Origin of the sequence: Rhodococcus sp. IEGM 1366 (assembly GCF_033142425.1) — a bacterium.
Lineage (GTDB): Bacteria > Actinomycetota > Actinomycetes > Mycobacteriales > Mycobacteriaceae > Rhodococcus_F > Rhodococcus_F globerula.
In genome coordinates this window covers 266,385-292,457 of sequence record NZ_JAWLRZ010000006.1, presented here as the reverse complement: position 1 = coordinate 292,457, position 26,073 = coordinate 266,385, and the positions used below count along the sequence as shown (strand labels likewise).

Below are 26,073 nucleotides of genomic sequence, written 5' to 3'. Positions count from 1 at the left end.
GACCTTGGTCCCTATGCGAGTTGGCACTGGTTCTGAAAGGCAGCTAATTACGAGCGCGGTAACAGCTTGGCGAACTGGTCATTCGCTTTCTGCATAACAAATTCATAGGGCGGAGAGAACTTACGAGCCCACCAATAACCGAACCTGATGTCATTGGATGTATAGACCAGATATCGATTCTTCTCGATACCGGAGACAATGCACTCCGCCACTTTCTCCGGCGAAACCGCACGCTTCTCGAAGCGATGCACCAATGACTTGACTCGCGGGTCGTCCCGATCGATGCCCGCGATGTCGACGGTGCCCACCAATGGAGTCTTCACCCCACCCGGAACAACGAGGCTCACACCGATGCCGTGACGCTTCAGATCGAACCGAAGTACCTCCGAAACGCCTCGTAGCCCGAACTTGCTGGCGCTGTACGCCGCATGCCAGGGCAGAGCCAGCAGGCCGGCGGCCGACGAGACATTGACCAGATGACCGCCTTTTCCGGCGCGGATCATCGGCGGAATGAACGTCTCCATGACATGAATGGGCCCCATGAGATTGACGTCCACCATTGATCGCCAGTGACGATGCTCGAGGTTCTCAATTGTTCCCCAGGCCGATATGCCTGCAATGTTCATCACGACATCCATCGATCCGAACTGCTCGGCCACTTCTGCGCCGAATTTGGATACGGCGTCGTAATCGGAAACATCGAATGCCTCCGCCACACTGACGGTACCGCCGGCCGAGGACACCATTTCGACGGTCTCATCAAGACCGGAACCGTTGATATCCGTGAGAAACAACTCTGCCCCGCCAGCGCCCGCCGCAATCGCTGTAGCTCGACCGATACCGCTACCCGCACCCGTGATCAGGCACTTCTTTCCATCGAGCGACCTTATCGACATGGCTTTACACTCCCCCGCGGTAGCACTGTGGACATGCAGGGAAGTGTACGCACGCAGCATCTACCGGCAGGGGTTATGTCCGCTTCATTCCAAGCCGAAGTTCTCGGCCCAGCTGCGCTACAGGCGTTGCGCCATCTGATCCTGGTAGTCACGCATGGTGCGCTCGATTTCGTCTGCCGCGTCGCGGTCTCCACGCTTGCGCGCATCGAGGGCACGATCCTGGAGCGCGCGAATCGCCCGGCGTAACTCTTCGTCACTCATGATGTGTTTCATGTCACAATCTTGCGCCAACTATCAGGCCATGGCTAGTGGCGAACGTCGTTACGACGAGCCACAGACACCCCGTATCCGACAAACTTCGTGCCACATTTGAGCAAATCGGGGCAAAGGTCCCGACAATACGCACTCCAGAGGTGAACTGGAGTCGACCGAGGCCTGAACTGCGATTATTCACACAGTAAGAACCACCAAAACCGGGTTAACGTATAGCTACTGCAGGCAAAACGGGTAAACGGTTCGTTATGGTGACAATATGCAGCACTGCGGTAGGTCTCTACTGCCCACATAATTGGTCCTATTGCGATATCGAGCGGCCCGAAATTACCCGCGAACTCGACGGAAGCATCCCCCGAGTTCCCATAAATACCGAACTCAACCCTGCACCCAAAGCCCACCGAATGGACTACAGCGAGCTACCAATCGGTTATCCGCGTGATATCGTGGGATTCGCTGAACGAACAATCGCTGATAGAGAGGATTACGGGGCGGTTCACAATGGCTGACTTTGCAGAACGACTGAACAAACTGTTCGACAGTGTCCATCCTCCCGGGCGCAAGCCCCACACCAACGCCGAGGTCGCCTCCGCGTTGATCGAGGACGGCCACCAGATCTCCAAGCCGTACATCTCACAGCTCCGCTCGGGACAACGCACCAACCCGTCGGACGAGACTGTCGCTGCTTTTGCGCGCTTCTTCAAGGTGAAGCCCGACTACTTCTTCAACGACATCTACGCCGCGAAGATCGATCACGACCTCGAACTGCTCGCACAGCTCCAGGGTTACGGTCTGCGTCGACTCTCGAGCCGAGCGTTCGATCTGTCGGAAGAGTCGCAGAACCTTCTCACGACTATGGCCGAAAAGCTCCGTGCAAGCGAAGGACTACCCGAAGTCCCACCAGACGCGTCACGTTGACGCGAGGCTAGGGCTGTCCCTAGACGACACTGAGCAGGTCGATCGACACCTATCGGCCTGCTTTTGTCGTATTCGGCTGGGCTTCGAACTTTTCGTAGTCCCTAGCCAGAACCAAGACCCATCTCCTGGCGGACATACCGTCAGGAGGCGCAATCCAACGGGTATCGAGAACATCTGATTCCAGTGGATTCACAATCCACTCCGTCAATATCTCGGAATGCGTGGCGAGCGACCTCGGCGGCTCCCTTCCACCGACGTCGAACAACCCGGCACCTGCCTGGATGTACATGGCGTCCATGATCTGCGCGATCATGTCCGACGCCTTGAGCACTGTTGTAGTTGCCGCACTGTCGACATCCACAACCTCCGGGAATCGCTTCACCAGCAGACCGTGTATGCCCCCTAAACGCTTCAGGTCCAAGCGCGCTCGAACCCATGTCTCGGTCAACATCCACGTGATGCCCAGCGCGATCAGCAACCCCGCCACCGATACGAATTGCACGCCGGCGCCGGACCAGATCCCCGACTCGAGTGCGTTCGCCCCACGCACCGACTCGACCAGCATGACCACGACAACAATCAGCAGAATCATCGAACCCACGACGATGAGTCCGATTCCGCGGCCCAACGGCGCCCACGCAACGTGCCGCAGTCCGGTCGAGATAACCAACGCCAGCGCGACAACCACAAAGAGCAAAGCCGGCATCGGATAACCGACGCCCACGGAAATCGACACAAGCAAGCCGACCGTATACAACACGATTGCCACGACGCGCATCGCAGAACGCGTCATCACAGGCCACGCAGACACCGCGCCAACCGCGCTTGCTGCCGACAAGAACACCCACAACACGACAACAACCATCGCTGAAAAGTGCTGATCAGGCGCAATTCTGTCCACGATGTCCCACACCCCGGGGACAAGCACCGTAGCCATCAACGCAACACCGAATCCGGCGATAACCATGGCCGTACGCAGCGGCGTGGCAACTCGCGCCACCACGCGCCCAAGCCTTGCACCTGCTGCAATCCACACCACCAAGGCAATTGCCCAAGCGATCATCCGATCGCCTCGTCGTACCGCAGCACCGACAACGGGGTCCCACGACCGCTCATCGTCTTCAACCTCATCAACAGCATCGACGCAAAGGTCTCCGCTTCCCACTCTGCAAGGTCATCCATCGGCACCGGCTCGTTGCGGCGCAGCGATCGCTGGCTGAGCATGTACGCGATCAGATCATCGCTGGCTTCCAACGTCGCCTCCGCGATCTCCGCCCCTTCATGCCGAAACACGATGTGCCCCAACTCATGTGCAAGAGTTCGCTCGACATTGGGTAAGCCCGGTGCCAGAACGATAACGTCATGATCGTCGAACGCGCGCCGTTGACCGCACACACCCGTCGCCAACGGAGTCTGCAGATCGATCTCGATCGGCCGCTCACGCTCGAGCGCCACAGCCTCCACCACCGTCAACAAATTCACCGCCTCCGACGACGCAGCAGCATCACACACCGCGTCCACCGCAGCAAGAACTCGACGATGCGAACGCCTGTTTGTCGGCACTGTCCTACACACCTCTTCCTGATCGGGGTGCCAGGAACTCAGCCCGCGCCGCTGCCAATCGAGCCTTCTGCATCGAAGCGCCCCTGAACGTCAATGCGCCTGCACCCGCCGCAACCAACGTCATTCCCGCGAGGCCACCTACCACCGCAGCAGCATTCTGAATTGGTGGCAATCCTGAGGTGAAGACCACCGGGAAAGCTTGCGGGTCGTCACTTTGTGCCGAAGCCGAGGAATTCGGGCCATCCGTTTGCACCGCAGCAGCGATCGGTGCCGGTGCAGCCAAGATTTGAGGTGCTGCCGGTGTGGCGGCGCCGCCTACGCCGCCGGACGGCCCGGACACCGGCGACCCACTTTCGGCGGACGGGCCCTGAGGATTTTCCGGTCCGGCCGGAGCCGCCGCCACCGAAGTTTCGCTGGACTGTTCTGAACTTGTAGTTGCCTCAGCACTTGTCGACACCTCAGTCGAATTGCTCGGCTCCCCGGGTTCCGTCGAGTCTGTCGTCGTTACGACCGGATCGGTAGTCGTGGTCGTCACTTCTGGATCAGTAGTCGTCGTTACGACCGGATCGGTAGTCGTCGTTACGACCGGATCGGTAGTCGTCGTCACTTCCGGATCAGTGGTAGTCGTCGTCACTTCCGGATCAGTGGTCGTGGTCGTCACTTCCGGATCAGTGGTCGTGGTCGTCACTTCCGGATCAGTGGTCGTCGTTACGACCGGATCAGTAGTCGTGGTCGGGACCTCTGGTTCAGTCGGGTCCGTCGTCGTTACTTCCGGATCAGTGGTCGTCGTCATAACGGGATCGGTCGTCGTGGTCACGACTGGACTCGTCGTCGTGCAGTGGTGGTGGCAACCACCGCATCCGTTGCCCCAACCATTGCCGTTGCCGTTGTTGCCGCACCCGTTGCCGCACCCGTTGCCCCAACCATTGCCGTTATTGCCGCAGCCGTTATTGCCGTTGCCGTTATTGCCGTGTTTATCCAAGGCATCAGCACTGGGAATGTCGGTGGCGTCGGTGACGGTGGTGTCAGCGCTGTCATCGCTGTTTTCACCTGCACCGGGTTGAGCCGAAACGACAGTCGGAAATACAGAAATAGCGAGGAACCCCACACCCGTCAGGCACAAGACAGCTACAAGCGCCATGACTAGCCGTCGTGGCTGGCTCATCAAATTCCTCCCGACAAAAACGTTCTAGCTGCATGCACAGGCGCAGCGACACAGTGAGATTATCGTCGCGACGTCACGGTCGTTACATGTCCAGAAAATAACTGGCCCACCAAGGATCATGCCTCAACCGGTTCGAAACCGGGTTCGGTGGGCCCCAGCGGCTGTATGAAACTGCACACACCCGCACATTCTTCGCGAGTCGCGGCGATTTGTCGACCGACCGGTCTGTAACAAAACAGGTCCCTCAGCGCTAGCTGAAGGACCTGATCGGTAACTGATTACTGGGTGGAACTGATTACTGGATGGAGCTGATTACGTGGTGGAGCTGAGGGGAATCGAACCCCTGACCTCTTCGATGCGAACGAAGCGCGCTACCAACTGCGCCACAGCCCCTTGCCACCGCCCGAAAGCGTGTGCTCGGCAACTCTAGCAGGACCGAAGTCCGAGCCTCGAGTTACCCGCCTCCGAAACGATGAACGTTTTACTGACCCGATGCGCGTCGCATTTCCGACTGCATCGGCACTTCCTCGTAGTGATCGAGGTGGTCGAACGCCGGGTCTCCGTCGTCAACTTCCAGGACTACTGCGCCCGGTCGGCGCAGACGAGAAGGAATCAGGCGCAATTCCTCGTCTGTGTGTGATTCGACGCCCAGACGTGAACGGTTGAGCCGTTCAGTGCGACGGCGGCGAATTTCCTGCTCGATGCGCACTTGCCGGCGCAGATATGCCAAGTAGCCGACGAGACCGGCAAACGACAAGGCACAGAGCCACCACACCAGGGGCGAGACGATCAGCGCGAGTGCACCGGCCATGATCGAGACGAAGGCAAGTCCGAGAAGGGTGCGCTGGCGAAACGTGTAGCGCGCTTCTCGGGCGACGGCATCGGCTTCGGGATCGAATCCACCGCGGCCGCGTCGGACAGGCACGAACTCCCTGACCGGGGCACGGCCACCGCTGTAGTCGCTGTCTTCTGCGTGAGTGTCCATCTGGTCCTCCGCGTCGTAGCTGCTGCGCACTGGTTCTGGTTGCCAGTTCGGATCGCTTCGATGTCCGGCTGCCGGTCCGCGTCGCACAGGATTGCTGTCGCCGCGGTGAAGTACGCGAGTCGCAAGAGCCGCTTCGCTGGTCTGACGGATCCGGGGGCGCTTGTTCACGAGCATGGGCACGAGCACGAACAACCAGACGGCCACGAGCCCGATCCACACGAATGAACTAGGCATGCCGCGACCTCCTCCCGATCACCTACCAGCACCTATGCCAGCCGTTGATGAATCAAGGTTAACGGCCGACCGGCTCGCATCGTTGCCGACGCGCCGAACCCCACCTTACTCATGTGTCACACGCGTACCGAACCGAACTGACCGATCCGCCGGAATTTGTCGGAGGAAAAGTTGAACTCGCAATGACCCGGCCTAGCAATTTTGATGACAATTCGGGCGGTAACTACCTTTTAACTAGGGACTTCATACCCAAGACGCACGACCGGAGCGCACAAGCCGATCCACAACTGTGGTGGGAATCTCTTCAATCGTCATCCCCACAAGCACATGATCGCGCCACTGCCCGTCGACGTCGAGGTACCGGCGTAGGAGTCCCTCTTCACGGAAGCCGACGTTGTGGAGCACGGCGCGCGAGGACGAATTCTCCGGACGAACAGTTGCCTCGACACGATGCAATCCCACCTGCGAGAAGGCATGGTCCAACGTGAGCGCCACCGCAGCTGTCGCCACACCACCACCCGTGACATCCGACGCAACCCAATAACCCACCCAAGCGGAACGCAACGCGCCGCGAACGATGTTGCCGATGGTGATCTGCCCGCAGTAATTGCCGTCCAGCTCGATCACCCACGGAAGTATCCGGCCTTTGCGCGCCTCGGATCGAAGACTTCCGCACAACGACGGCCACACGGTGATGTGATGCCGGGCATCCCACGGCGATTCACCGGTCGGTTCCCACGGCTCGAGATGCTCTCTATCCCGAATGCGCAATCTGCTCCACGCGGACGCGTCGCGCAACCGAATCGGCCGGACGGTGACCACACCGGCAGCCACACGAATCGGGCCCAGCTTCTCGGGCCATCCGGGATGGACTGACATCACACCTCATTCGGTTGGAAAGTCGAAGCGGCGCACCGGAAGTGAGCCAGCCGTGACTCAGCCACGTTGGGCGAGAAATGCGACGTCGACTTCTTCACCGATCTGCACTTCGGTGACATCCCGGTCGACGAGTACCAGGCAATTTGCTTCGGCCAACGTCGCCAACAGGTGGGACGACGCGCCCGCGGCGCCACCGAGAGCCTGGACCAGGTACTCCCCCGTTGCCTCGTCGCGCATCAACTGCCCACGAAGGAATCCTTTACGGTCCGCGATCGACGTAATCGTTCCCACCGTTCGGGCCTTCACGATGCGACGCATCGGCTGGCGACGACCGAGCGCGATCCGGATGAGCGGCCTGACCATGACCTCGAACACCACGAGCGCACTGACCGGATTCGATGGGAGCAGGAAGGTCGGTACCTCGTCACGCCCGAGCTGACCGAACCCTTGAACTGATCCCGGATGCATCGCGACCCGCTCGACCTCGAGCGTTCCCAGTTCGGACAGCGCATCGCGGACCTCGTCGGACGCTCCACCGCCGACAGCTCCCGCGATGACCACGATCTCGGATCGGATCAATTGCCCCTCGACAACCTCACGCAACCGGCGAGCATCCGATCCGGAAATGCCAACCCGGTTGACGTCGGCTCCGGCGTCACGAGCAGCCGCAGCCAGAGCATACGAATTCACGTCGTAAACCTGGCCGGGTCCCGGAGTTCGGTCGATGTCGACCAGCTCGCCCCCGACGCTGATGACCGATAGCCGTGGACGCGGATGCACCAGAACTTTGTCACGGCCCACTGCCGCGAGAAGTCCGACCTGGGCAGCGCCGATGATGGTTCCCGCCCGAACAGCGACATCGCCCGGTTGCACGTCGTCACCCGCGCGTCGTACGTAGTCTCCTGAGCGCACCGGCGCAAAGACTCGCACGCGGGCGCGGCCACCGTCGGTCTGCTCCAGCGGGAGAACCGCATCGGCCAACGTGGGCAGCGGCGCGCCGGTGTCGACGCGCACAGCTTGCCGTGGCTGTAGCCGGATCGGCTGACGCGAACCGGCCGTGACCTCACCGACGACAGGCAGGCTCAAGTCGATCGGCTCGCCGTCCTCGCCACGCAGATCCGTGCCGGCACCCGCAACATCGACGCTACGGACTGCGTATCCGTCGATGGCAGCCTGATCGAACCCTGGCAGCGGCCGCTCGGTGACCACTTCCTCGGCACAGAGCAACCCCTGTGCCTCCGAAATGGCGACACGAACCGGCCGGGGCGCAACTGCAGCGGCTGTGACCCTGGTCTGCTGCTCCTCAACCGACCGCATATGGACTGCGTCCTCCTACTTTGTCGCGAAACTCGTGTTACCCGCAGCCCATGATGCCTTGCCACACGATTGGCCGGTCATCTCGATCCTGCGTCAACTGCTGTGCGGAGATGTCCGAACTATCCCTATCGTTCGAGACGAGCAACCAACCACTCTCGCAACGACGGGCCGTAGTCATCCATGTCCAGTGCGAAGTCAACCGCAGCGCGGAGGTAACCGCCGGGATTTCCGAGGTCGTGTCGAGTACCGCGATGAACGACGACATGCACGGGGTGGCCTTCGGAGATGAGAAGCGCGATGGCGTCGGTCAGCTGCAATTCACCACCGGTTCCGGGCTTGATGCGTCGCAGTGCGTCGAAAATGGCGCGATCGAGCAGGTATCGACCAGCGGCAGCAAACGTGGACGGCGCGTCCTCCATAGCCGGCTTCTCGACCATCCCGATGACCTTGAGCACGTCGGGGTTGGTGGCGTCCGGCACGATTTCGACGTCGAAGACGCCGTATGCGCTGACTTTGTCCTTGGGAACTTCGATGGCGCACAAAACCGAACCGCCGCGCTTGGCGCGTACCTTGGCCATGGTTTCGAGCACACCTCTAGGCAACACGAGATCGTCGGGCAGAAGAACCGCGATCGCATCCTCGTCGTCGTCGAGGACAGCCTCGGCGCAACCGACCGCGTGCCCCAAACCGAGTGGCTGATCCTGGATCACGGAGTCGACTTCGAGGAGTCCGGGTGCCTTACGCACCTTGGCCAGTAGAGCGAGCTTTCCACTCGCTTCCAGCTTGCTTTCGAGGACAAGATCCTCGACAAAATGCGCGACAACCCCGTCTTTGCCGGGCGAGGTCACGATGACCAGGCGCTCAGCGCCGGAATCGGCGGCCTCCCCGGCAACCAGTTCGATACCCGGTGTGTCGACGACCGGCAGCAATTCCTTGGGAACGGTCTTGGTGGCCGGCAGGAAGCGGGTACCCAATCCGGCAGCAGGAACCACGGCCGTACGAAAGGCCTTCTTGTTGCTAGCGACCACGTCTGTCATGCCAACACCCTAACGGCAGCTTGTTACCCGATGGTCAGCACGATGCATATCGTGAAGTGGTGGAACCTCGAGAAAAAGAGCAATGGCGACAAACAGTGCTGGCCGAGCGGCGTGCGATATCGGAGCAAACTCGGAGCACCGAATCGTCGGCACTCACGGCGCACTCGCTTGATCTGACAATCCCGGGGACGACTGTCTGCGCCTACGTTCCGACCAGGACCGAACCTGGAACCACTGACCTGCTGGACGCGCTGGCAGCCGTCGTAGATCGCGTTCTCCTGCCGATCACCGGCGCACCCGGCCCGCTGTCCTGGGTCGAGTACACGGGTGTCGACGCACTTCGCCCCGCTGCGTACGGGCTACGGGAACCCGTCGGACCGGTACTACCACCGGAAACGATCGCGCTCGCCCACACTGTCTTCGTCCCGGCCCTCGCCGTGGATCGGCGAGGCACTCGGCTGGGACGCGGCGCCGGGTACTACGACCGCACGCTGGGATTGGCGTCGCCGACTGCCAGGCTCGTCGTGGTAGTTCGCGACTCGGAGCTCGTCGAACAGCTCCCCGCAGATCCGCACGACATTCCGATGGGCTGGGCGCTGACCCCGACTGCGGGTTGGACCCGACTGGACCGATGAGGCGGCCGCCACCATTTCTCGCGCAGTGGGAATAGACACGTAATTAGCGCTGTTGGCACTGTCACTTGTAGAGTGCTAAGGGCTGCGGTGTCAGAACTGGCTCGACAGCACTCGCCAGCCCTGATGAAGCACTTAGATCACAATGCGGAGGAAGCCCGGTGCCTACCTACTCATACGCATGTACGGAATGTGACAACCGTTTCGACATCGTCCAGTCGTTCAGCGAAGATTCGCTGACGGTCTGCCCAGCCTGCTCCGGCAAGCTCCGCAAGCTGTTCAACTCGGTGGGCATCGTGTTCAAGGGCAGCGGTTTCTACCGCACCGACAGCCGAGGTGGCTCCAGCACGGCCAGCGAACCCGCCAAGAGCGATTCCGCTCCGGCCGCAAAGTCCGAGTCGTCGACCAAGTCCGAGTCGTCCTCTTCGTCGACCAGCACTCCGGCTCCGGCAAAGGCTGCAGCCAGCTAGTTCGAGCACGACTTTCTCCACAACCGCGAGGTTGTCCACAGGCAGATAACGGTAGGGCCGAAACGCACGCTTTCGGCCCTACCGTTCGTCTATGCCACCACCATCACCGTCCGGGCTGTTCCGCGCACGATCTCGGAGTCACGGCCGATCCAGACCGCAGAATTTCGGTGAAGTCGACCTCACGCCCAGCGTCGTCGACCGCCTGGTTGCGATTGCAAAGCCCAACCGCGCACGAGGCTCGGCAGTTCGAAAAATCGCCGCACTCACTCTTGCCGTGCTCGGGATTGCGCTGCTGTTTCGCGGCGATCCGGACTCCGATACCGTCCGGGTTGTCACCGCGGCCCGCGATGTCGCTCCCGGACAACTTGTCACCGACGACGATCTCGGAATCAGCGAGTTCTCTGCCGATCACCTTCCCGACGGGACGCTTACCGAGTTCGCCGACGTTGTGGGCAGCACCGTCGCCGGGCCTGTTCGCCGCGGAGAAATCGTCACAGACGTCCGAGTTCTCGGGTCGCGTCTGGCCCGTGAGTCCACGGGAACCGACGACGCGCGAATTGTCCCGGTCCGGCTAGCGGATGCCGCAGTTTCGGACATTGTCCGTAGCGGCGACATTGTCGATGTGCTCACAGTTGAGCCCGACACTCCGAACGAGCAGACAAACGACAACAAACCCACGATTCTTGCGTCGGGCGCCGTTGTTGTCATGGTCACCGCTGCGGAAAGTACACGTAACCAGCAAGAACAGGTGATCATGCTGGCATTGCCCACCGAGGCGGCTACTCGCGTCGCGGCCGCATCACTGGTCAACGCCATCACCGTGACGTTCAAGTAAGCAAACACATTGATGCTTGCTCCTTTAGGATTTTTGCATTCGGCTCTCTCCAGAGAACCGACACGTTCATCTCACACACAATTCGGGGGACACCGAAATGCTCAAGGGATTCAAAGACTTCCTGCTCCGCGGAAACGTGCTCGACCTGGCCGTTGCAGTGGTCGTGGGCGCAGCGTTCACCGCGATCGTCACGGCCTTCACGTCGAACATCATCAACCCACTCATCGCCGCCATTGGTGGATCCGACGAATTGGGCTGGGGAAAGGAGATCATTGCCGGCAATCCCGAAACCTTCGTCAACATCGGTGCCGTGGTCACCGCGATCATCAACTTCGTCATCATCGCGGCAGTTGTCTACTTCGTGCTGATCGTTCCCGCGAACGCGGCCAAGAAGAAGTTCGTCACCGAACCCGAGGACAAGGAAGCCAGCGAAACCGATCTGCTCATCCAGATCCGCGACATCCTCGCTTCCGGTGTAACCGACCCCGACTCCGGCGCCCACGCCAAGAGCTTCGACTAGCGTCCACCTGACAGATCAGGCCCGCCCCGGACATTCCGGGACGGGCCTGATCTGTCTGATGCGTCAACCGCCGTGATGCGGCGGAACCTGCCTGCGTAACCACTCGTCATCCGACGAACCGGAAGGTCCTTGCGGGTCACGCTCGTCGGATGTCGTCTCCGGGAACACATCCCCGAAAATGCGCGCCAAAGCCTTTTTATCGACAGGCTTCTTTTCTGCGCTCTGTTCGTCGGACAACTTCTACTCAGCCCTCGAGGCTGGACAGTTCGGCGATCACATGGCCCGCCAAAGCCGTCAACGTTGCCATGCCGTCACGGATCGCGGGGCGCGTCGACGCCAAATTGGCGACGACGGTGCTGCCCGAGACACCGACCAAGCCGCGGGACAAGCCCGCTTCGAGCGATCCTGCGGACAACCCGGACGCCCGCAGCGCCTCGGCAATTCCCGGGATCTCCCGATCGAGCACCTCGGCCGTCACGTCCGGTGTCACGTCGCGCGGTGACACTCCGGTACCGCCGACCGAGATCACCAAGTCGACACCACCGATCACCGCGGTATTGAGAGCGTTCCGGATTTCCACCTCGTCGGCGGCAACTGCAACCGTCGCGTCGACGTGAAAACCTGCTTCGTTCAGCAGTTCCGTAACCAACGGACCGATGGAGTCGGTGGTATCACCGTGAGCGGTGCGATCGTCGACGATGACAACCAGGGCGCGGCCGGCCGATGTGGCTTCGAGTTCCATGACTCCTACCGTAGTGCCGCGCCCCGAATCAGTTGCGGTCCGGCCGAAGATCGGGGTGATCGTCGGCCGGTCGCCAACTGTCACCGCCCACCTTGCGCCGGGGCGGTTCCCAGCGTGACGTCGACGGTCTTCTGCTGGCCACCGTCGGTGTACGTGATCGACACGGTGTCGCCGGGAGCGTGCGACCGCACTGCCGCGATGAGCGAATCACCGTCTGCGACAACACGATCGTCGACCTTCGTGATGACGGCACCCTTCGGGATTCCGGCCTTGGCTGCCGGACCGTCAGCGGTGACGTCCATAACCGTCGCACCATCCGCGTTGTCCTGCGAGGGCACCGTCACGCCGATCATGGCCTGAGTGGCCTTGCCGGTTTCGATCAACTCGTTGGCAACACGCCTGGCCTGATCGATCGGGATGGCAAAGCCGAGTCCGATCGACCCACCCTGCGTGCCCGACGAGGCTCCCAGTGACGCGATGGCCGTGTTGATACCGATCAACTGTCCGTCCATGTTGACCAGTGCGCCACCCGAGTTACCCGGGTTGATGGCCGCGTCGGTCTGCAGGGCATCGATAACCGTGTTCTGGTTGCCCGACTCGCCGCTGGTGGACACCGGTCGATTGAGCGCCGAGATGATGCCCTCGGTGACCGTTCCGGCCAGCCCCAACGGTGAACCGACTGCAACAACCTGCTGACCGACCACTACCTCGGCCGAATTGCCCAGGTCGATCGGCGTCAGATCATTGCGACCCTCGACCTTGATGACGGCGATATCTGAAACCGGATCGGCACCGACCAGGGTTGCCGATGCCTTGCTTCCGTCGGAGAACGACACACTCAACTGCGCACCGGAGGCGCCGGCAACGTGATTGTTGGTCAGGATGAGACCGTCGGAGGACAGAATCACGCCGGATCCTTCCCCACCGGAACCCTGAGCTGTGGCCACCTCGATCTGGACCACACTGGGCACGACCTTCTGAGCCACGGCCTGCACCGAACCGGCCGGTGCGTTGGACGTGTTGGTTGCTGTCGGCTTGGCAGCGTTGAGCGAATTGGTGACGGTTCCGCTGCCACCGTTGTTGTCCGCCACAATCGCGCCGACCGCACCGCCGACACCGCCGCTGACGAGCACCAGCGCAAGCGCGCCGGCTACCAGTGCCATGCGCTTCGACTTCGGTTTGGCCGGTTCGGGATCAGCGTTGGGTCCGCGCAGCGCAGCGGGGATCGGTCCGCCGGGTCCGCCGGGTCCGGCAGCGCCACCTGGTCCGGCGGGGCCGGCCGGGCTCGCTGCACTCTGATAGGGCGACTGCTGCTGGTGAGCAGCCTCATGTGCGCCGTAGTGCTGCCCGAACGACTGCGTGGGCTGCTGCCCGTAGCCCGGCGCCTGATGCTGCTGGGTCGGGTAAGGCTGCTGCTGCGTCGGGTAAGCCTGCGTGGGGTTCTGCTGGGCAGGATTAGGCTGGGCAGGATTCTGCTGGGTCGGGTAAGCCTGCGTCGGCTGGGGCTCGTTGCTTGGCTGCTCGGGCCGGTCAGGCCCAGTGTTACGGTCCTCGGTCATCGGCTCGCTTTCGTCTCGGTGACCACCGTATTGGTTGGTCACAACTCTGTTGACTACAAGACTGCCTTGCGCTGCTGAGAAGCCGCTGAGACTCACCTGTCACTTTGCCCAGAGTTTGCACCGATAATTCTGTGCACCCTGCTCACTTTTCGAAAAGCGCTCTCGCTGAACACATTACCCACGGTGTCCAGTTATTCGGCGATCGGACCCGGCTCCCCGGGAAGCACGATCCGAACCAGTGCCCCACCACGATCGGATTCCTCGATCGCAATGGTGCCACCGTGCTTGATCACCACCTGGCGCACTATCGCAAGTCCCAGACCGGATCCCGGCATGGAACGCGCAGCGGTGGACCGGTAGAAACGATCGAACACCAACTCCCGATCTTCCTCCGGAATGCCCGGTCCCGCATCACTGACGGTCAATTCCAACAGTCCTTGACCGACTGGGCGCATCTCGACGCGCACCTGCTCGCCCTTGGGACTCCATTTCGCAGCGTTGTCGAGGACGTTGAGTACGGCACGCGAGAGTCCCGCTTGATCGCCGTAGACGAACCACGGCGTTGTCACGGCCTCGAATTCAATTTCGTTGCGGCGTCGACGCGCACGTTCGAGTGATCGTTCGACGACGTCACTGACATCAACGCGCTCGTACACCGTTTCGGGTGCGTCTTCTCGCGCGAGATCGACGAGGTCACCGACAAGAGTCGACAGCTCTTCGATCTGTGCCACGACGTCGGCTCGCAGTTCCGCCATGTCCTCGTCCGGAATTTGTGGTGCCCCTGGCCGGCTCGACGCGATCAGCAGCTCCATATTGGTGCGGAGCGACGTCAGCGGTGTGCGCAGTTCGTGACCGGCGTCGGCGACGAGGCGACTCTGTCGTTCCCGGGATTCGGCAAGTGCCCGGAGCATGGTGTTGAAGCTCTCGGTGAGGCGCGCCAGTTCGTCGCTGCCGGATACGGGGATCTGCGTGAGATCGTCGGTGCGGGCAACGCGTTCGGTGGCATCCGTCAACCGGGCGATAGGTCGTAAACCTGTGCGCCCCACCGTCGTACCGGCTACCGCGGCAAGTATGACGCCGCAGCCACCGACGACAAACAGCACCCAGGCAAGTCGATCGAGCACTGCGACGGTCGGCTCTAACCGCTGCGCGATCACCAATGTGCTTCCGTCGTGGGTTCGTTGTGCCAGCACGCGCTGGCCTTCGACGGTCCGCAGTGACGACTCTGCGGTGCCCCGCGCGACGGCGAGTTCGGGTTCGCCGATCGGCACGTCGGAACCTGGCGGCTGATACGTATCGAGGTTCGAAAAGACGAGGGCCACACTGATATCGGTGGTGTATAGGGTGGCGCCGGTGATGTACCGGGGATCGAAACGCACGATGTTGCTGTCGATGAGAACCGATGCGCGAGTGCGTAACTGGTGATCAACGTCGGCGTACAGCGCACGTGAGACCACCGCATAGGCAGCGATGGCCATGACGGCGACGGCTACCGCAACGACGGACGCGGCCAGCAATGTGACTCGCCATCGCAGCGACACCGATCGGGTCAACGGCATGGGCGGGCGCATCCCGGCCGCCGAGCCGTTCGATGTGGGAGAGGTCTTCGGCTCCGCGTTCTTGCCGAAGGGTGCAGCGATCACGGTGGTGTCTCCCGCAGGACGTAGCCGACACCGCGCACGGTGTGAATCAGCCTCGGTTCGCCGTCGGCCTCGGTTTTACGACGAAGGTAGCCGACGTAAACCTCGAGAGCGTTGCCGGAGGTCGGGAAATCGTATCCCCACACCTCCTCGAGAATGCGTCCACGGGTGAGGACGCGACGTGGGTTGGCCATCAGCATTTCGAGAAGCGAGAACTCGGTTCGGGTGAGACTGATGGATCGCTCGCCTCGCCGAACCTCACGGGTCACCGGGTCGAGGGTGAGATCCTCGAAGGTCATCATCTCGGAGTCTGCGTCGGGATCCGGTGCGGTTCGCCGGAGCAGCGCGCGCAATCGGGCAAGCAGCTCTTCCAGTGCAAAAGGCTTGGGAAGGTAGTCGTCGGCACCGGCGTCGAGACCGGCGACGCGTTCGCTGACGGAATCGCGGGCGGTGAGCACCAGGATCGGGAGATCATCGCCGGCGCTGCGCAGCCGGCGGCACACCTCGAGTCCGTCGAGGCGCGGCATCATGACGTCGAGAACCACGGCGTCCGGCCGGTTCGCGAGGATCTTCTCGAGCGCGTCGAGTCCGTCCACCGCCAGTTCGACCGTGTAGCCGTTGAAGCTGAGCGAGCGCCGGAGCGACTCGCGAACCGCCCGGTCGTCGTCGACCACCAAAATACGCATACCGACAGTTTGGACTGAAGTGCTGAGATAGGGCTGAGAGGGTCCCGTTCGGGAGGTTCGGCGTGTCGCGGTCAGTCTTCAGTGCGGCGTGGTCCCGGCAGGCTCCAATGACGCCACAGCGCAAGCAATCTGAAGACGGCGGCAAACGCGGTGCCGACCACAAGCGCCCCGTTCGTGGACAACCCCCACGCCGAGACTGTGACCACCAACGCAGCGCCGAGGAGCGCCGGGACGGCATAGAGGTCCTTGTGGAGCAGCAAGGGCACCTCGTTGACGAGGACGTCTCGGATCACGCCGCCGCCGATCGCCGCGGTGGCACCGATCAGCGTGGCAGCCAGTCCGCTGGCGTTGTTCTCGAGGGCGATGACGGTTCCGGTGCTGGCAAACAGGCCCATGCCCAGTGCGTCGAGCGCCAGGATTTCACGGCGCAGTCGGTTGAGCGGCTCGTGCAGGTAGAACACCGCAAGCGACGTGAGCGCGGCCGTTCCGAAGTACGGCCAACTACTCAGCGAACTCGGCGGGTGAACGCCGAGTAGGACGTCGCGGACGATGCCGCCGCCGATGCCGGTGAACACGCCCACCGAGCACACCCCGAAGATGTCGAGACGCTTGGTGACGCCCACCAGAGCACCGGAAGCGGCAAATGCCACGATGCCCACCAGTTCGAGGATCGACAGCAGCACCGGCCAAGGATCGCACGGTCAGAGGCGATGAGGATCGATCACCCCGAGTCGAACTGCTTTGACCAACCGTCGGGGAACCTTGTGGGTGTGGCCGAAGGCGGTGACCTCGACCAGATCGGGCGGCGTCGCTTTCCACTGGGACCGTCGACTACGTGTGTTGGAGCGGGACATCTTCCGCTTGGGAACAGCCATCAGCGCGCCGTGCGCTTTCCGTAGCGACGCTCGAACTTCTCGACGCGGCCAGCGGTATCCATGACGCGTTGCGCTCCCGTCCAGAACGGGTGCGAGTCGCTCGTGACGTCGACAACCAGCAGCGGGTAGGTGTTGCCGTCTTCCCATTGGGTGGTTCGGTCACTCGTCAGGGTGGAACGGGTGAGGAAGCTCTTGCCGGTGCTGGCGTCCTGGAACACAACGGGGTGGTAGTCGGGGTGCAGTTGCTTTTTCATTCGTTTGCCTCTCGGGTCGATTCGGTTTCTGCGTAGGGTGATTGGGATTCGTCGCATGGGTCCTCGTGGAACTCGCCGAACGGGTCATCCCAGGTAGACCACGATTTTTCGTCGGCCAGTTCCTCGTCGGTGACCAACGCATGTTGCAGCGTTCGGTCGATCTCGAGGGGGTTGGCGTCGCACACCAGCACCACCATCGAGGTGTCGCGGTCGCCGAAACGGTCGTCCCATTTCAGTGCGGCCAGTGCGCGTCGCTCGACCGGCACGCCCTCCAGTTCCTCGGGAGTCATGGCAGCCAGCCACGTGTCTGCGCTTGCGACCCGGAGGCCGCCGCCTGCGGATTCCAGCCAGAGCGCCTCCCCGGGTTGCGTCGCGACCCACACTCGCCCGCGCGAGCACACGACGCCGTCGAGCAGGACGTCGATCGCGTCATGTAGACGTCCGGGATGGAACGGGCGATTGGCGGTGAACTCCACGAGCATCACTCCGCTGTCTTCCTCGAGCGGTGGCTGAAAACGCAGCAGCGGTGAGTGAGCGTCGGAAAGTTCACCGCGCCTGGAATCCTCGGGCACTGCGAGGAGCACCTTCTCGATGTCGCCGCCCGCATCGACGACGGGAGCCCGGGGCGCAAGCCGCGCCAGGACAGCCCGCAGACGCGTGTGTCGCCAACTGTCGAGATCTGCCATTCCCCGCACGACTAGTGCGTCGGCGAACTCGACCTGGCCGACAACAACCTGAGCCAGCGTTCGATCGTCGTCGAGGGCTTCGTCGCTGAGGGCGTCCGAAAGCCAGCTTTCGGCGTCGATGCACGTCACAACGGCGTCGACGCGAACATCTCGCTCGGCCGGACCGTCCAGTTGGCCGACTACTCCGGCCACCACGACGTGCTCGATCGCCCAGCACAGCGCTTCGGGTTCGAGTTGCGGGTCCAGCAGCACGACGATGCGCTCAACCGAACTGCGAGCGTGTAACCGACGCAGCAGCGGTAGCAAATCCTGGCTGAGCGTGCAGGACACGCAGCCGTGCGCGAGTTCGAGGATGGTCTCCCGTTCCGAGACCGTGTTGCCGGCCACTGTCGTCCCGGCCACTGTCGTGATTGTCCGTCGCACTACTCCTTCGCGGACGTGACTCAGGTCGTGATGCACCAGCACTGTTCCGGCCCGCAGTAGTGCGCGCGCGGTCGGTGTGGTGGTTTCGCTCATGCCGGCAACCAGGACCAGCGGAGTCCTGCCGTCCAGGATCGTGTTCACAGCGCGCCCTTTCTGGGAATGATTGTCATTACCGAGACTGAACGCTACATTGATGTCACTCCATTGTCGAAAACGATTGTCATCTGCAATTAGAAAGGAACACCCATGTCGGCTCGCTGCCAAGTGACCGGACGTGTGCCGGGATTCGGAAAAACCGTCTCGCACTCCCACAAGCGTTCGAATCGCCGCTGGAATCCGAACATCCAGCGCAAGACGTATGTATTGCCGAGCGAAGGGCGTCGCGTCACCCTCACTCTGTCCCCGAAGGGCATCAAGACGATCGACCGCGACGGCATCGAATCCGTCGTCGCCCGAATCCGCGCACGCGGAGAGAAGATCTGAGCTGATGGCCCGCAACGAGATCCGGCCGATCGTGAAACTGAAGTCCACCGCAGGCACCGGCTACACCTACGTGACCCGCAAGAACCGTCGCAACGACCCCGATCGACTCGTGCTGAAGAAGTACGACCCAGTGCTCCGAAAGCATGTCGATTTCCGAGAAGAGAAATAGCCGTGGCCAAGAAGTCGAAGATCGCCAAGAACAACCAACGACGGGTCATCGTCGAGCGATGCCGCGAGCAGCGGTCGGCCCTGAAGGAGACGATTCGCTCCCCGAAAAGCTCCCCCGAGGAACGCGCACAGGCCCAAGCGACCCTGCAACGTCTACCACGCGACGCGAGTCCGGTACGATTGCGCAATCGAGACGCTGCGGATGGACGTCCGCGCGGCCACCTGCGGAAGTTCGGGCTATCCCGGATTCGCGTGCGAGAAATGGCGCACCGTGGGGAACTGCCTGGCGTACACAAGTCGAGCTGGTAAGGAAGTCGGATGGCAGTCAAGCGTTCACCGTCGAAGAAGCCACGCCCCGTAGAGGGACGTAAGCCCAAGAAGAACCCGTTGTTCGCAGCGAAGATCACGCATGTCGATTACAAGGACATCAACTTGCTTCGCACGTTCATCTCGGACCGCGGCAAGATCCGTAGCCGCCGCGTCACGGGCCTGACCCCGCAGCAGCAGCGTCAGGTCGCCGTTGCAGTGAAGAACGCACGCGAAATGGCGTTGCTTCCCTTCACCGCCGCACGGTAGTCACACGTAGAAGACCGGAAAGGCCGCGCAGTCACTCGACTGCGCGGCCTTTTTGTTGCCCGGACTAAGATTTCCCGAAGTCGTTCATTCCAGTCGAGAGGTGCCCGCAGCGTGTCGGGAGTTATTGCGGGTTTCACCGTTATTTTTGTTGTCATTGCGGTCGGCTTTCTCCTCGGTCGCCTCGGCACGTTGGGCAGCCAAGGCCAATTTGTTCTCGGCCGCCTCGTCTTCTTCGTCGCAACCCCCGCGCTGCTGTTCACGACCCTCGCGTCGTCCGATCTGTCGGTGATCTTCTCGCCTACGTTGGCGGTCGCGTCGGCCACTGCCTTTGCCGTCGGCGCCTTGTACGTAGTGATCGCAAAACTCTGGCTTGGTCGACCGCTTCCCGAACTGACCATCGGCGCGCTGTCCGCGTCGTACGTGAACTCGGCGAACCTCGGTATCCCGATCGCAGTGTTCGTCCTCGGTGACGCAACGTTCGTGGCGCCACTTCTGCTGTTCCAGATTGTCGTGTACTCCCCCATCGCGTTGACGATCCTCGATCTCACGGCATTGCGGGGCGAAGCCGAAAAACTGTCACTGATCGACACTGTCACCGCTCCGTTCAAGAACCCGATCGTGCTCGCAGGTGCGGCGGGCTTGATCGTCGCGTTGATCGGCTGGGTGCCGCCGAGACCGCTGATGCAGCCGTTCGAATTGATCGGGGCAACCTCGGTACCCGGCGCCTTGCTTGCCTTCGGCCTGTCCTTGTACGGCGTGCGCGTGCTCGAGAAAGGCTCGAGTCCCCGCCGGGACGTGGCGCTGGCCTCGACGCTCAAGATCGTCGTCCAACCGGTGCTCGCCTATCTGATGGCGCATTACCTGCTCGGCATCGACGGTCATCAATTGTTTGCGATCGTCGTCGTGTCCACCTTGCCGACGGCCCAGAACGTTTTCATCTACGCGAGCCGTTACCGTCGCGGAATGGTGTTGGCCCGAGACAGCGCATTTGTCACCACTTTGGCATCAATTCCGGCAATCGCGCTGGTCACGGCGCTACTCGCATGACCAGGGTTACGGTGGATGCATGCGCGTAATCACCCTCGCCGTTCTGGCCGCCCTGGCATTGGCGGGATGTGCCATCGGCACGAGTACCAATGCCGGCGTCGGGACCCCGAAAGTGCTTGCAGCGCAGGGTGCTGTTCCCGCCGATTGGGCACGAGAATCGCCTGTCCCCACGGAGGTCGACGACACCGATATCGGCACGATGTTCGAGGATCGGCCGGACATCGTCGGCGCCGGGGAGACCATGTTCGAGTCGTGGTCGGAAGTGGACGAGAACACCGTTGCCGTTCATTTCGTGACCGGAACGCCGGAATGTTACGGCGCGTACACAACTCTCGACGAGACGGACGACGCGGTGGTCATCACGCTCCACACCGGGGCTCTGCCCGAAGCTGCGGACAGGATGTGCGTTCTTGTGGCCGTGTTCGGTTCCCTCGATGTGCATTTGAGTAGACCGCTCGGCGATCGCGTCGTGGTCAACGGATAGTCGCACGCCTTTTCGTCACAACTTCCACGGGTTAACACTCCGTTTTGTCAGGTGTGGCGTGGGTCTCTTCGCGGCAGACTGTGAGCAGTCACCCGTTCACTGTTCACGCGTCGGCTTCTATTCGACTCGAGCGGTGCTCAACTACGAAGGAGCTCGCAAGTGCCTACTCTTCAGAGAGATGTCGCAATCGTCGGCGCCGGCCCCTCCGGCCTGGCAGCCGCAACCGCGCTGCGCAAAGCCGGCTTGTCCGTCGCTGTTCTCGAGGCACGCGACCGCGTCGGCGGCCGCACCTGGACCGACACCGTCGACGGCGCGGTCCTGGAAATCGGCGGCCAGTGGGTCTCCCCCGACCAGACCGCGCTGATCGAGCTTCTCGACGAACTCGGCCTCACTACGTTCGACCGATACCGCGAGGGCGAATCCGTCTACATCTCCACCGCAGGCGAACGCACCCGCTACACCGGCGACTCCTTCCCCACGAACGACACCACCAAAAAAGAGATGGACCGCCTCATCGACGAGATGGACGATCTCGCCGCACAGATCGGCGCGGAGGAGCCGTGGGCTCATCCACTTGCCCGTGACCTCGACACCGTCTCGTTCAAGCAGTGGCTGATCAATCAGTCCGACGACGCCGAAGCTCGCGACAACATCGGACTTTTCATTGCAGGTGGCATGCTCACCAAGCCTGCCCACGCGTTCTCCGCGCTGCAGGCCGTTCTCATGGCCGCCTCCGCCGGTTCGTTCTCGAACCTGGTGGACGAGGACTTCATTCTCGACAAGCGTGTGGTCGGCGGAATGCAGCAGGTATCCATCCGCATGGCCGCCGCCCTGGGCGACGATGTCTTCCTCAACGCTCCCGTGCGTACCGTGCAGTGGACCGAAGACGGTGCAGTTGTGTTGGCGGACGGTGACGTTCGCGTCGAGGCAAAAAAGGTCATCCTGGCTGTCCCGCCCAATCTCTACTCTCGGATCTCCTACGATCCCCCGCTGCCGCGCCGTCAGCACCAGATGCACCAGCACCAGTCCCTTGGTCTGGTCATCAAGGTGCACGCCGTGTACGAGACGCCGTTCTGGCGTGAAGACGGCTTGTCCGGCACCGGTTTCGGCGCGTCCGAGGTCGTTCAGGAGGTGTACGACAACACCAACCACGAGGACACTCGAGGCACCCTGGTCGCCTTCGTCTCCGACGAGAAGGCGGACGCGATGTTCGAGCTTTCCGCCGAAGAGCGTAAGGCCACGATTCTCGGGTCGATCGCCCGCTTCCTCGGCCCGAAGGCAGAAGAGCCGATCGTGTACTACGAATCCGACTGGGGTTCGGAGGAATGGACCCGAGGCGCGTACGCCGCGAGCTTCGATCTCGGTGGTCTGCACCGGTACGGCGCCGATTCACGGACACCGGTCGGCCCGATTCACTTCTCCTGCTCCGACATTGCGGCCGAAGGCTACCAGCACGTGGACGGCGCTGTGCGGATGGGACAACGGACGGCGGCCGACATCGTCTCCCGAGTCAAGGGATAACCCGATCGCAGTCGTGACCGCTCGTTTCAGCGGTCACGACTGCCGGGCAATGATCGCGAGTAGCAACTCCGCTCGCACCCGTGCCACGTCCAGACTGCAGTCGATCAGCGTCTCCACCTTGGCAATTCGGCTGCGCAACGTATGCCGATGAACGCCCATGGCGATAGCCGCTGCTTCCCAATGCCCGTTGGCTTCGAGGAAAGCGCGCAACGACGCCAGCAGTTCGGTGCCGTTGTCGCGGTCGTAGCGATCGAGCGGGGCGATCATCGTTTCCGCCAACGTGTTCAGCACTTCTCGGGTTGAACTGAACGCGAGTAGCACGCTCCCTGTGAGAGCTGCGAATTCCAAAGGCTCCCCACCGGTTTCCGCCGCCGACGCGCAGAGCTGTGATTGCTCGACCGTGTCCGCTAGTGCCAGAACCTCACGTTTACCACTCAGTCCCACCCGCAACGAACGGCGGTCACCGGTCGACACATCTCGCAGCAGCGCTCGAACGAAGTCGACGTCGTCGGTTCCACGCAGAACAACCGTGACCCGGGCATCGTGGATACGTGAGAAGAGTTGCCGGCCGGCCTTGTTCAGGAACGACGCAATTTCTCCCGCGACGCGCGTCGCAATGTCGGGCGTGTCGGCCAGCACCGTGAGACCACGGATCATGCCGTCCCCGTCTGCCGCTGCCCGAATCTGCTGCCACGCCGGCGCGGGATCGCGATCCTCGGTCAACAGCAGGCCAAGCGCGTGCGAGTTCAGTTGATTCTGCGTTGCCTGCAACCTAGCCGGCTTCTCGAAGTCCAACGCCAGCAACGAGTTTGCGTGACCAAGTAGGATCTGGTCGACGTAGCTCAGTGACGACGCGCTGATCACCGCCAGGTATCCGTGAAGTGTTCGGCCGACGGATATCCGTTGCGCCGCGATGGACGCCCCCGAACTCGCGAGGGTGACGCTGCTGGACGCGCCGCCGCCCAGAGTCCCCCGCAGTTCCTCGATCACGTCGTCGGCCGGCAGTTCGGGGTAACTCTCGAGCACCCGACCGGCCACGTCGAGCAACAGGACGGTCGCCGACGTCGCGATGGCGAGTTCACGCACCGTCGAGGCGGTTCCACCGGCGATAACGGCGCGCGTCATCTTCGGCTGTGCCCGCGATGCCCGCAGAACCGCTTCGTATTCCTGTTCGGCCAACCGGCTCATCACTCGTTTCACCACAGCGGCAAAGGGAGTCGGCAACGGCACCTCGATCAACGGCAGGCCGATTTCGTCAGCGACGGTAACCAGGTCGACCGGCACCTCGGGGTACGAGAGCCCGGTGCCGAATCCGACAGCGGCCACGCCGGCCGCGTCGAGCATGCGGAGATACCGCCCACGTTTCTGCGCAGTCGACGGCAATCTGATGCCGGTCGTGAGGATGAATTCACCTCCGGTCAGCCAACGGAACGGGTCAAGCAGTTCCGTGGCGTGCGCAAACGTGATTTCTCGACCGACGCCTTCTGCCCCGCCTTTGAGTTCCAAAGCAAGGTCTTCCTGCGCCAACATCCACCGCACGGGGATCGTCATGCGCTGGACTGTACAACTCGGCGCGTCGATCCCAAAAGATTTCGACTTTTTGGCAGCTGTCGAAATCTGTGAGTCAGCGCACACTTGCTGACACAGCCCCACACAGTGCGGGTTCGTGGCGCTTCGTCTGGACTGCGAACTCGTTCGACCGCGAGAGGAACCGGTACCGATGTCGATCGTCGTACTCGAGAACTACATCAACGGTGAATTTGTCGCCTCGTCCGCGACGGAAACGCTCGACCTGATCAGCCCGGTGGATGAAAGCATCGTCGGGCGTGCTCCGATCTCGACCAAAGCCGATGTGGACGCCGCCGTTGAAGCCGCACAACGCGCATTCGAGACGTGGGGCAAGACAACGCCGAGTGTCCGTCAGGCCGCGCTTCTCAAACTCGCCGACGCGATCGAAGCGCACAGCGACGAAATCGTCGCCGCCGAGAGCGCAAATACCGGCCAGGCTCACCAGATGATCGCCGACGAGGAAGTCAAGGTCGGGGCCGATCAGATGCGTTTCTTCGCCGGCGCTGCCCGCCTCCTCGAAGGTAAGGCCGCCGGGGAATACATGGAGGGTTTCACCTCCTACGTCCGTCGTGAGCCCATCGGCGTCGTCGGTCAGGTCACGCCGTGGAACTACCCGTTCATGATGGCGCTGTGGAAGATCGGGCCCGCACTCGCTGCCGGCAACACGATCGTCCTCAAGCCGAGCGACACCACACCGGGCAGCACGCTGGTACTGGCCAAGCTGTCCAAGGGAATCCTGCCGGACGGCGTGTTCAACGTCGTGCTCGGCAACGGCAGTACCGGCGCGACGTTGGTGGAGAATCCGGCCCTCGGTCTTGTCTCCATCACCGGTTCGGTACGTGCAGGCATCGCGGTCGCCGTATCCGCAGCGCAGCAACTCAAGCGCGCCCACCTCGAACTGGGCGGCAAGGCACCGGCCATCGTGTTCGACGACGTCGACATCGAAAAGACCGCAACCGGCATCGCCGAGGCCGCGTTCTTCAACGGCGGCCAGGACTGCACCGCAGCCACCCGCGTGATCGTCCACGAATCCATTCACGATCAGCTTGTCGACGCACTGGTGCGTAACGCCGAAAAGCTGCGCCCCGGCGCGCCTTCCGACCCTGATGCGTTCTACGGTCCGCTCAACAACATCAACCACTTCAACACCGTGAGCGACAAGATCGCGAACCTGCCGGCGTCGGCCACGATCGTGACCGGTGGAAAGCGTTCAGGCGAAACCGGATTCTTCTTCGAGCCGACGATCATCACCGGTGTCGCGCAGTCCGACGACATCGTGCAGGAAGAAACCTTCGGTCCCATCCTCACGGTCCAGAGCTTCTCCGACGAAGAGGAGGCGATCGCCCTCGCCAACGACGTTCGGTTCGGCCTTGCCTCGAGCATCTGGACCAAGGATCACGGTGTCACCCAACGGCTCTCCGCGGCCCTCGACTTCGGAGCGGTGTGGATCAACTGCCACATCCCGCTCGTCGCCGAGATGCCGCACGGCGGCTTCAAGTACTCCGGCTACGGCAAGGATCTCTCCGCCTACGGAGTCGAGGATTACACCCGCCTCAAGCACGTCATGAGTTCGCACGACTGAGTCGCCGCCCCTTCCTGCTGTGCGCCTTTGTTAACCGCCCGCGGTTAACAAAGG

Annotated in this window: 32 protein-coding genes and 1 tRNA gene; 14 read left to right on the top strand and 19 right to left on the bottom strand. The window is 62.2% G+C overall.

Annotated elements, in window-relative coordinates:
- Window positions 1–47 precede the first annotated feature (47 nt).
- Both R4P64_RS19735 and R4P64_RS19730 read right to left on the bottom strand, forming a co-directional pair.
- On the bottom strand, window positions 48–896 hold the full coding sequence (locus R4P64_RS19735; protein WP_033234245.1) for an SDR family oxidoreductase: 849 nt from the start codon (window positions 894–896) through the stop codon (window positions 48–50).
- A gap of 117 nt (window positions 897–1,013) precedes the next feature.
- Entirely contained in the window at window positions 1,014–1,169 is a 156-nt protein-coding gene (locus R4P64_RS19730; RefSeq protein WP_165826315.1) for a hypothetical protein, read from the bottom strand.
- 501 nt (window positions 1,170–1,670) lie between these two features.
- Here R4P64_RS19730 and R4P64_RS19725 point away from each other — a divergent pair.
- Window positions 1,671–2,087 (top strand): helix-turn-helix domain-containing protein, encoded by a 417-nt coding sequence (locus R4P64_RS19725; protein ID WP_033234244.1) that lies wholly within the window; start codon window positions 1,671–1,673, stop codon window positions 2,085–2,087.
- A gap of 49 nt (window positions 2,088–2,136) precedes the next feature.
- Here the strand turns inward: R4P64_RS19725 and R4P64_RS19720 are convergent, their stop codons facing one another.
- Genes R4P64_RS19720 through R4P64_RS19710 form a run of 3 tightly spaced genes read right to left on the bottom strand, consistent with a single transcriptional unit; the run spans window position 2,137 to window position 4,467 of the window.
- Entirely contained in the window at window positions 2,137–3,150 is a 1,014-nt protein-coding gene (locus R4P64_RS19720) for a hypothetical protein (RefSeq protein WP_033234243.1), read from the bottom strand.
- Window positions 3,147–3,608, bottom strand: coding sequence for an ImmA/IrrE family metallo-endopeptidase (locus R4P64_RS19715; RefSeq protein ID WP_045069236.1), 462 nt, complete (start codon window positions 3,606–3,608; stop codon window positions 3,147–3,149). The genes R4P64_RS19720 and R4P64_RS19715 overlap by 4 nt, the downstream gene beginning before the upstream one ends.
- A 46-nt stretch (window positions 3,609–3,654) precedes the next feature.
- The gene (locus tag R4P64_RS19710; protein WP_317822314.1) at window positions 3,655–4,467 is read right to left on the bottom strand and encodes a hypothetical protein; all 813 of its coding nucleotides are present in this window, start codon (window positions 4,465–4,467) and stop codon (window positions 3,655–3,657) included.
- 27 nt (window positions 4,468–4,494) lie between these two features.
- On the opposite strand from R4P64_RS19710, the gene R4P64_RS19705 reads away from it, so the two are divergent.
- Complete coding sequence (locus tag R4P64_RS19705; protein ID WP_219111438.1) at window positions 4,495–4,797, top strand: hypothetical protein; 303 nt, start codon at window positions 4,495–4,497, stop codon at window positions 4,795–4,797.
- 335 nt (window positions 4,798–5,132) lie between these two features.
- Here the strand turns inward: R4P64_RS19705 and R4P64_RS19700 are convergent.
- The 5 genes from R4P64_RS19700 to R4P64_RS19680 all read right to left on the bottom strand — a co-directional run bounded on the left by R4P64_RS19700 (window position 5,133) and on the right by R4P64_RS19680 (window position 9,267).
- Window positions 5,133–5,208, bottom strand: a tRNA-Ala gene (locus R4P64_RS19700).
- A gap of 88 nt (window positions 5,209–5,296) precedes the next feature.
- Window positions 5,297–6,034, bottom strand: coding sequence for a gephyrin-like molybdotransferase receptor GlpR (gene glpR, locus R4P64_RS19695; protein ID WP_033234241.1), 738 nt, complete (start codon window positions 6,032–6,034; stop codon window positions 5,297–5,299).
- Window positions 6,035–6,277: 243 nt separating this feature from the next.
- Window positions 6,278–6,913: a GNAT family N-acetyltransferase gene (locus R4P64_RS19690; protein WP_033234240.1), complete on the bottom strand. Its 636-nt coding sequence runs from the start codon at window positions 6,911–6,913 to the stop codon at window positions 6,278–6,280.
- Window positions 6,914–6,970: 57 nt separating this feature from the next.
- A complete protein-coding gene (gene glp, locus R4P64_RS19685) occupies window positions 6,971–8,230 on the bottom strand; it encodes a gephyrin-like molybdotransferase Glp (protein ID WP_033234239.1) in 1,260 nt (419 codons plus the stop codon).
- Between the two features lie 125 nt (window positions 8,231–8,355).
- On the bottom strand, window positions 8,356–9,267 hold the full coding sequence (locus tag R4P64_RS19680) for a UTP--glucose-1-phosphate uridylyltransferase (protein WP_033234238.1): 912 nt from the start codon (window positions 9,265–9,267) through the stop codon (window positions 8,356–8,358).
- A 59-nt stretch (window positions 9,268–9,326) separates the two neighbouring features.
- On the opposite strand from R4P64_RS19680, the gene R4P64_RS19675 reads away from it, so the two are divergent.
- The 4 genes from R4P64_RS19675 (at window position 9,327) to mscL (ending at window position 11,724) form a co-directional block, all read left to right on the top strand.
- Window positions 9,327–9,902 (top strand): 5-formyltetrahydrofolate cyclo-ligase, encoded by a 576-nt coding sequence (locus R4P64_RS19675; RefSeq protein ID WP_317822309.1) that lies wholly within the window; start codon window positions 9,327–9,329, stop codon window positions 9,900–9,902.
- 158 nt (window positions 9,903–10,060) lie between these two features.
- Window positions 10,061–10,369, top strand: a complete 309-nt coding sequence (locus R4P64_RS19670) for an FmdB family zinc ribbon protein (protein WP_033234236.1) — start codon at window positions 10,061–10,063, stop codon at window positions 10,367–10,369.
- Between the two features lie 91 nt (window positions 10,370–10,460).
- Window positions 10,461–11,204 (top strand): SAF domain-containing protein, encoded by a 744-nt coding sequence (locus tag R4P64_RS19665; protein WP_033234235.1) that lies wholly within the window; start codon window positions 10,461–10,463, stop codon window positions 11,202–11,204.
- 97 nt (window positions 11,205–11,301) lie between these two features.
- The gene (gene mscL, locus R4P64_RS19660) at window positions 11,302–11,724 is read left to right on the top strand and encodes a large conductance mechanosensitive channel protein MscL (RefSeq protein ID WP_033234234.1); all 423 of its coding nucleotides are present in this window, start codon (window positions 11,302–11,304) and stop codon (window positions 11,722–11,724) included.
- Between the two features lie 244 nt (window positions 11,725–11,968).
- Here mscL and R4P64_RS19655 read toward each other — a convergent pair whose 3' ends face one another.
- The 8 genes from R4P64_RS19655 to mrf all read right to left on the bottom strand — a co-directional run bounded on the left by R4P64_RS19655 (window position 11,969) and on the right by mrf (window position 18,730).
- Window positions 11,969–12,466: a molybdenum cofactor biosynthesis protein B gene (locus R4P64_RS19655; protein ID WP_179300869.1), complete on the bottom strand. Its 498-nt coding sequence runs from the start codon at window positions 12,464–12,466 to the stop codon at window positions 11,969–11,971.
- Between the two features lie 80 nt (window positions 12,467–12,546).
- Entirely contained in the window at window positions 12,547–14,025 is a 1,479-nt protein-coding gene (locus R4P64_RS19650) for a S1C family serine protease (protein WP_233363390.1), read from the bottom strand.
- A gap of 191 nt (window positions 14,026–14,216) precedes the next feature.
- On the bottom strand, window positions 14,217–15,596 hold the full coding sequence (locus tag R4P64_RS19645) for a sensor histidine kinase (RefSeq protein ID WP_202025801.1): 1,380 nt from the start codon (window positions 15,594–15,596) through the stop codon (window positions 14,217–14,219).
- 68 nt (window positions 15,597–15,664) lie between these two features.
- Window positions 15,665–16,351, bottom strand: a complete 687-nt coding sequence (locus R4P64_RS19640; protein ID WP_033234232.1) for a response regulator transcription factor — start codon at window positions 16,349–16,351, stop codon at window positions 15,665–15,667.
- 71 nt (window positions 16,352–16,422) lie between these two features.
- Window positions 16,423–17,034, bottom strand: coding sequence for a trimeric intracellular cation channel family protein (locus tag R4P64_RS19635; RefSeq protein ID WP_033234231.1), 612 nt, complete (start codon window positions 17,032–17,034; stop codon window positions 16,423–16,425).
- 18 nt (window positions 17,035–17,052) lie between these two features.
- Window positions 17,053–17,226, bottom strand: coding sequence for a 50S ribosomal protein L32 (gene rpmF / locus R4P64_RS19630; RefSeq protein WP_092806957.1), 174 nt, complete (start codon window positions 17,224–17,226; stop codon window positions 17,053–17,055).
- A complete protein-coding gene (locus tag R4P64_RS19625; protein ID WP_317822301.1) occupies window positions 17,226–17,480 on the bottom strand; it encodes a type B 50S ribosomal protein L31 in 255 nt (84 codons plus the stop codon). The genes rpmF and R4P64_RS19625 overlap by 1 nt, the downstream gene beginning before the upstream one ends.
- Complete coding sequence (gene mrf, locus R4P64_RS19620; protein ID WP_317822300.1) at window positions 17,477–18,730, bottom strand: ribosome hibernation factor-recruiting GTPase MRF; 1,254 nt, start codon at window positions 18,728–18,730, stop codon at window positions 17,477–17,479. The genes R4P64_RS19625 and mrf overlap by 4 nt, the downstream gene beginning before the upstream one ends.
- Before the next feature lie 105 nt (window positions 18,731–18,835).
- Here mrf and rpmB point away from each other — a divergent pair, with 105 nt between their 5' ends.
- The 7 genes from rpmB to R4P64_RS19585 all read left to right on the top strand — a co-directional run bounded on the left by rpmB (window position 18,836) and on the right by R4P64_RS19585 (window position 22,868).
- The gene (rpmB, locus tag R4P64_RS19615) at window positions 18,836–19,072 is read left to right on the top strand and encodes a 50S ribosomal protein L28 (RefSeq protein WP_317822299.1); all 237 of its coding nucleotides are present in this window, start codon (window positions 18,836–18,838) and stop codon (window positions 19,070–19,072) included.
- Window positions 19,073–19,076: 4 nt separating this feature from the next.
- Window positions 19,077–19,241: a 50S ribosomal protein L33 gene (rpmG, locus tag R4P64_RS19610; RefSeq protein WP_003946358.1), complete on the top strand. Its 165-nt coding sequence runs from the start codon at window positions 19,077–19,079 to the stop codon at window positions 19,239–19,241.
- Between the two features lie 2 nt (window positions 19,242–19,243).
- A complete protein-coding gene (gene rpsN / locus R4P64_RS19605; protein WP_317822298.1) occupies window positions 19,244–19,549 on the top strand; it encodes a 30S ribosomal protein S14 in 306 nt (101 codons plus the stop codon).
- A gap of 9 nt (window positions 19,550–19,558) precedes the next feature.
- The gene (gene rpsR / locus R4P64_RS19600; RefSeq protein ID WP_003946414.1) at window positions 19,559–19,816 is read left to right on the top strand and encodes a 30S ribosomal protein S18; all 258 of its coding nucleotides are present in this window, start codon (window positions 19,559–19,561) and stop codon (window positions 19,814–19,816) included.
- 111 nt (window positions 19,817–19,927) lie between these two features.
- The gene (locus R4P64_RS19595; RefSeq protein ID WP_045069227.1) at window positions 19,928–20,863 is read left to right on the top strand and encodes an AEC family transporter; all 936 of its coding nucleotides are present in this window, start codon (window positions 19,928–19,930) and stop codon (window positions 20,861–20,863) included.
- Window positions 20,864–20,882: 19 nt separating this feature from the next.
- Window positions 20,883–21,347: a hypothetical protein gene (locus R4P64_RS19590; RefSeq protein ID WP_317540818.1), complete on the top strand. Its 465-nt coding sequence runs from the start codon at window positions 20,883–20,885 to the stop codon at window positions 21,345–21,347.
- Between the two features lie 159 nt (window positions 21,348–21,506).
- Window positions 21,507–22,868 carry a flavin monoamine oxidase family protein gene (locus tag R4P64_RS19585; RefSeq protein WP_095888441.1) on the top strand — a complete coding sequence of 454 codons (1,362 nt, stop codon included), beginning with the start codon at window positions 21,507–21,509 and terminating at the stop codon, window positions 22,866–22,868.
- Between the two features lie 33 nt (window positions 22,869–22,901).
- On the opposite strand, the gene R4P64_RS19580 is transcribed toward R4P64_RS19585, so the two are convergent.
- The gene (locus R4P64_RS19580) at window positions 22,902–24,419 is read right to left on the bottom strand and encodes a PucR family transcriptional regulator (protein ID WP_033234223.1); all 1,518 of its coding nucleotides are present in this window, start codon (window positions 24,417–24,419) and stop codon (window positions 22,902–22,904) included.
- Window positions 24,420–24,588: 169 nt separating this feature from the next.
- Here R4P64_RS19580 and R4P64_RS19575 point away from each other — a divergent pair, with 169 nt between their 5' ends.
- On the top strand, window positions 24,589–26,019 hold the full coding sequence (locus R4P64_RS19575) for a gamma-aminobutyraldehyde dehydrogenase (protein WP_045069219.1): 1,431 nt from the start codon (window positions 24,589–24,591) through the stop codon (window positions 26,017–26,019).
- Window positions 26,020–26,073 lie beyond the last annotated feature (54 nt).

Bases quoted from the DNA above. Each gene is read 5' to 3' on its own strand.
- R4P64_RS19735 (WP_033234245.1), bottom strand. From the start codon at position 896: ATGTCGATAAGGTCGCTCGATGGAAAGAAGTGCCTGATCACGGGTGCG.
- R4P64_RS19730 (WP_165826315.1), bottom strand. From the start codon at position 1,169: ATGAAACACATCATGAGTGACGAAGAGTTACGCCGGGCGATTCGCGCG.
- R4P64_RS19725 (WP_033234244.1), top strand. From the start codon at position 1,671: ATGGCTGACTTTGCAGAACGACTGAACAAACTGTTCGACAGTGTCCAT.
- R4P64_RS19720 (WP_033234243.1), bottom strand. From the start codon at position 3,150: ATGATCGCTTGGGCAATTGCCTTGGTGGTGTGGATTGCAGCAGGTGCA.
- glpR (WP_033234241.1), bottom strand. From the start codon at position 6,034: ATGCCTAGTTCATTCGTGTGGATCGGGCTCGTGGCCGTCTGGTTGTTC.
- R4P64_RS19690 (WP_033234240.1), bottom strand. From the start codon at position 6,913: ATGTCAGTCCATCCCGGATGGCCCGAGAAGCTGGGCCCGATTCGTGTG.
- glp (WP_033234239.1), bottom strand. From the start codon at position 8,230: ATGCGGTCGGTTGAGGAGCAGCAGACCAGGGTCACAGCCGCTGCAGTT.
- R4P64_RS19680 (WP_033234238.1), bottom strand. From the start codon at position 9,267: ATGACAGACGTGGTCGCTAGCAACAAGAAGGCCTTTCGTACGGCCGTG.
- R4P64_RS19665 (WP_033234235.1), top strand. From the start codon at position 10,461: ATGCCACCACCATCACCGTCCGGGCTGTTCCGCGCACGATCTCGGAGT.
- mscL (WP_033234234.1), top strand. From the start codon at position 11,302: ATGCTCAAGGGATTCAAAGACTTCCTGCTCCGCGGAAACGTGCTCGAC.
- R4P64_RS19655 (WP_179300869.1), bottom strand. From the start codon at position 12,466: ATGGAACTCGAAGCCACATCGGCCGGCCGCGCCCTGGTTGTCATCGTC.
- R4P64_RS19650 (WP_233363390.1), bottom strand. From the start codon at position 14,025: ATGACCGAGGACCGTAACACTGGGCCTGACCGGCCCGAGCAGCCAAGC.
- R4P64_RS19645 (WP_202025801.1), bottom strand. From the start codon at position 15,596: ATGCGCCCGCCCATGCCGTTGACCCGATCGGTGTCGCTGCGATGGCGA.
- R4P64_RS19640 (WP_033234232.1), bottom strand. From the start codon at position 16,351: ATGCGTATTTTGGTGGTCGACGACGACCGGGCGGTTCGCGAGTCGCTC.
- rpmF (WP_092806957.1), bottom strand. From the start codon at position 17,226: ATGGCTGTTCCCAAGCGGAAGATGTCCCGCTCCAACACACGTAGTCGA.
- R4P64_RS19625 (WP_317822301.1), bottom strand. From the start codon at position 17,480: ATGAAAAAGCAACTGCACCCCGACTACCACCCCGTTGTGTTCCAGGAC.
- rpmB (WP_317822299.1), top strand. From the start codon at position 18,836: ATGTCGGCTCGCTGCCAAGTGACCGGACGTGTGCCGGGATTCGGAAAA.
- rpmG (WP_003946358.1), top strand. From the start codon at position 19,077: ATGGCCCGCAACGAGATCCGGCCGATCGTGAAACTGAAGTCCACCGCA.
- rpsR (WP_003946414.1), top strand. From the start codon at position 19,559: ATGGCAGTCAAGCGTTCACCGTCGAAGAAGCCACGCCCCGTAGAGGGA.
- R4P64_RS19590 (WP_317540818.1), top strand. From the start codon at position 20,883: ATGCGCGTAATCACCCTCGCCGTTCTGGCCGCCCTGGCATTGGCGGGA.
- R4P64_RS19580 (WP_033234223.1), bottom strand. From the start codon at position 24,419: ATGACGATCCCCGTGCGGTGGATGTTGGCGCAGGAAGACCTTGCTTTG.
- R4P64_RS19575 (WP_045069219.1), top strand. From the start codon at position 24,589: ATGTCGATCGTCGTACTCGAGAACTACATCAACGGTGAATTTGTCGCC.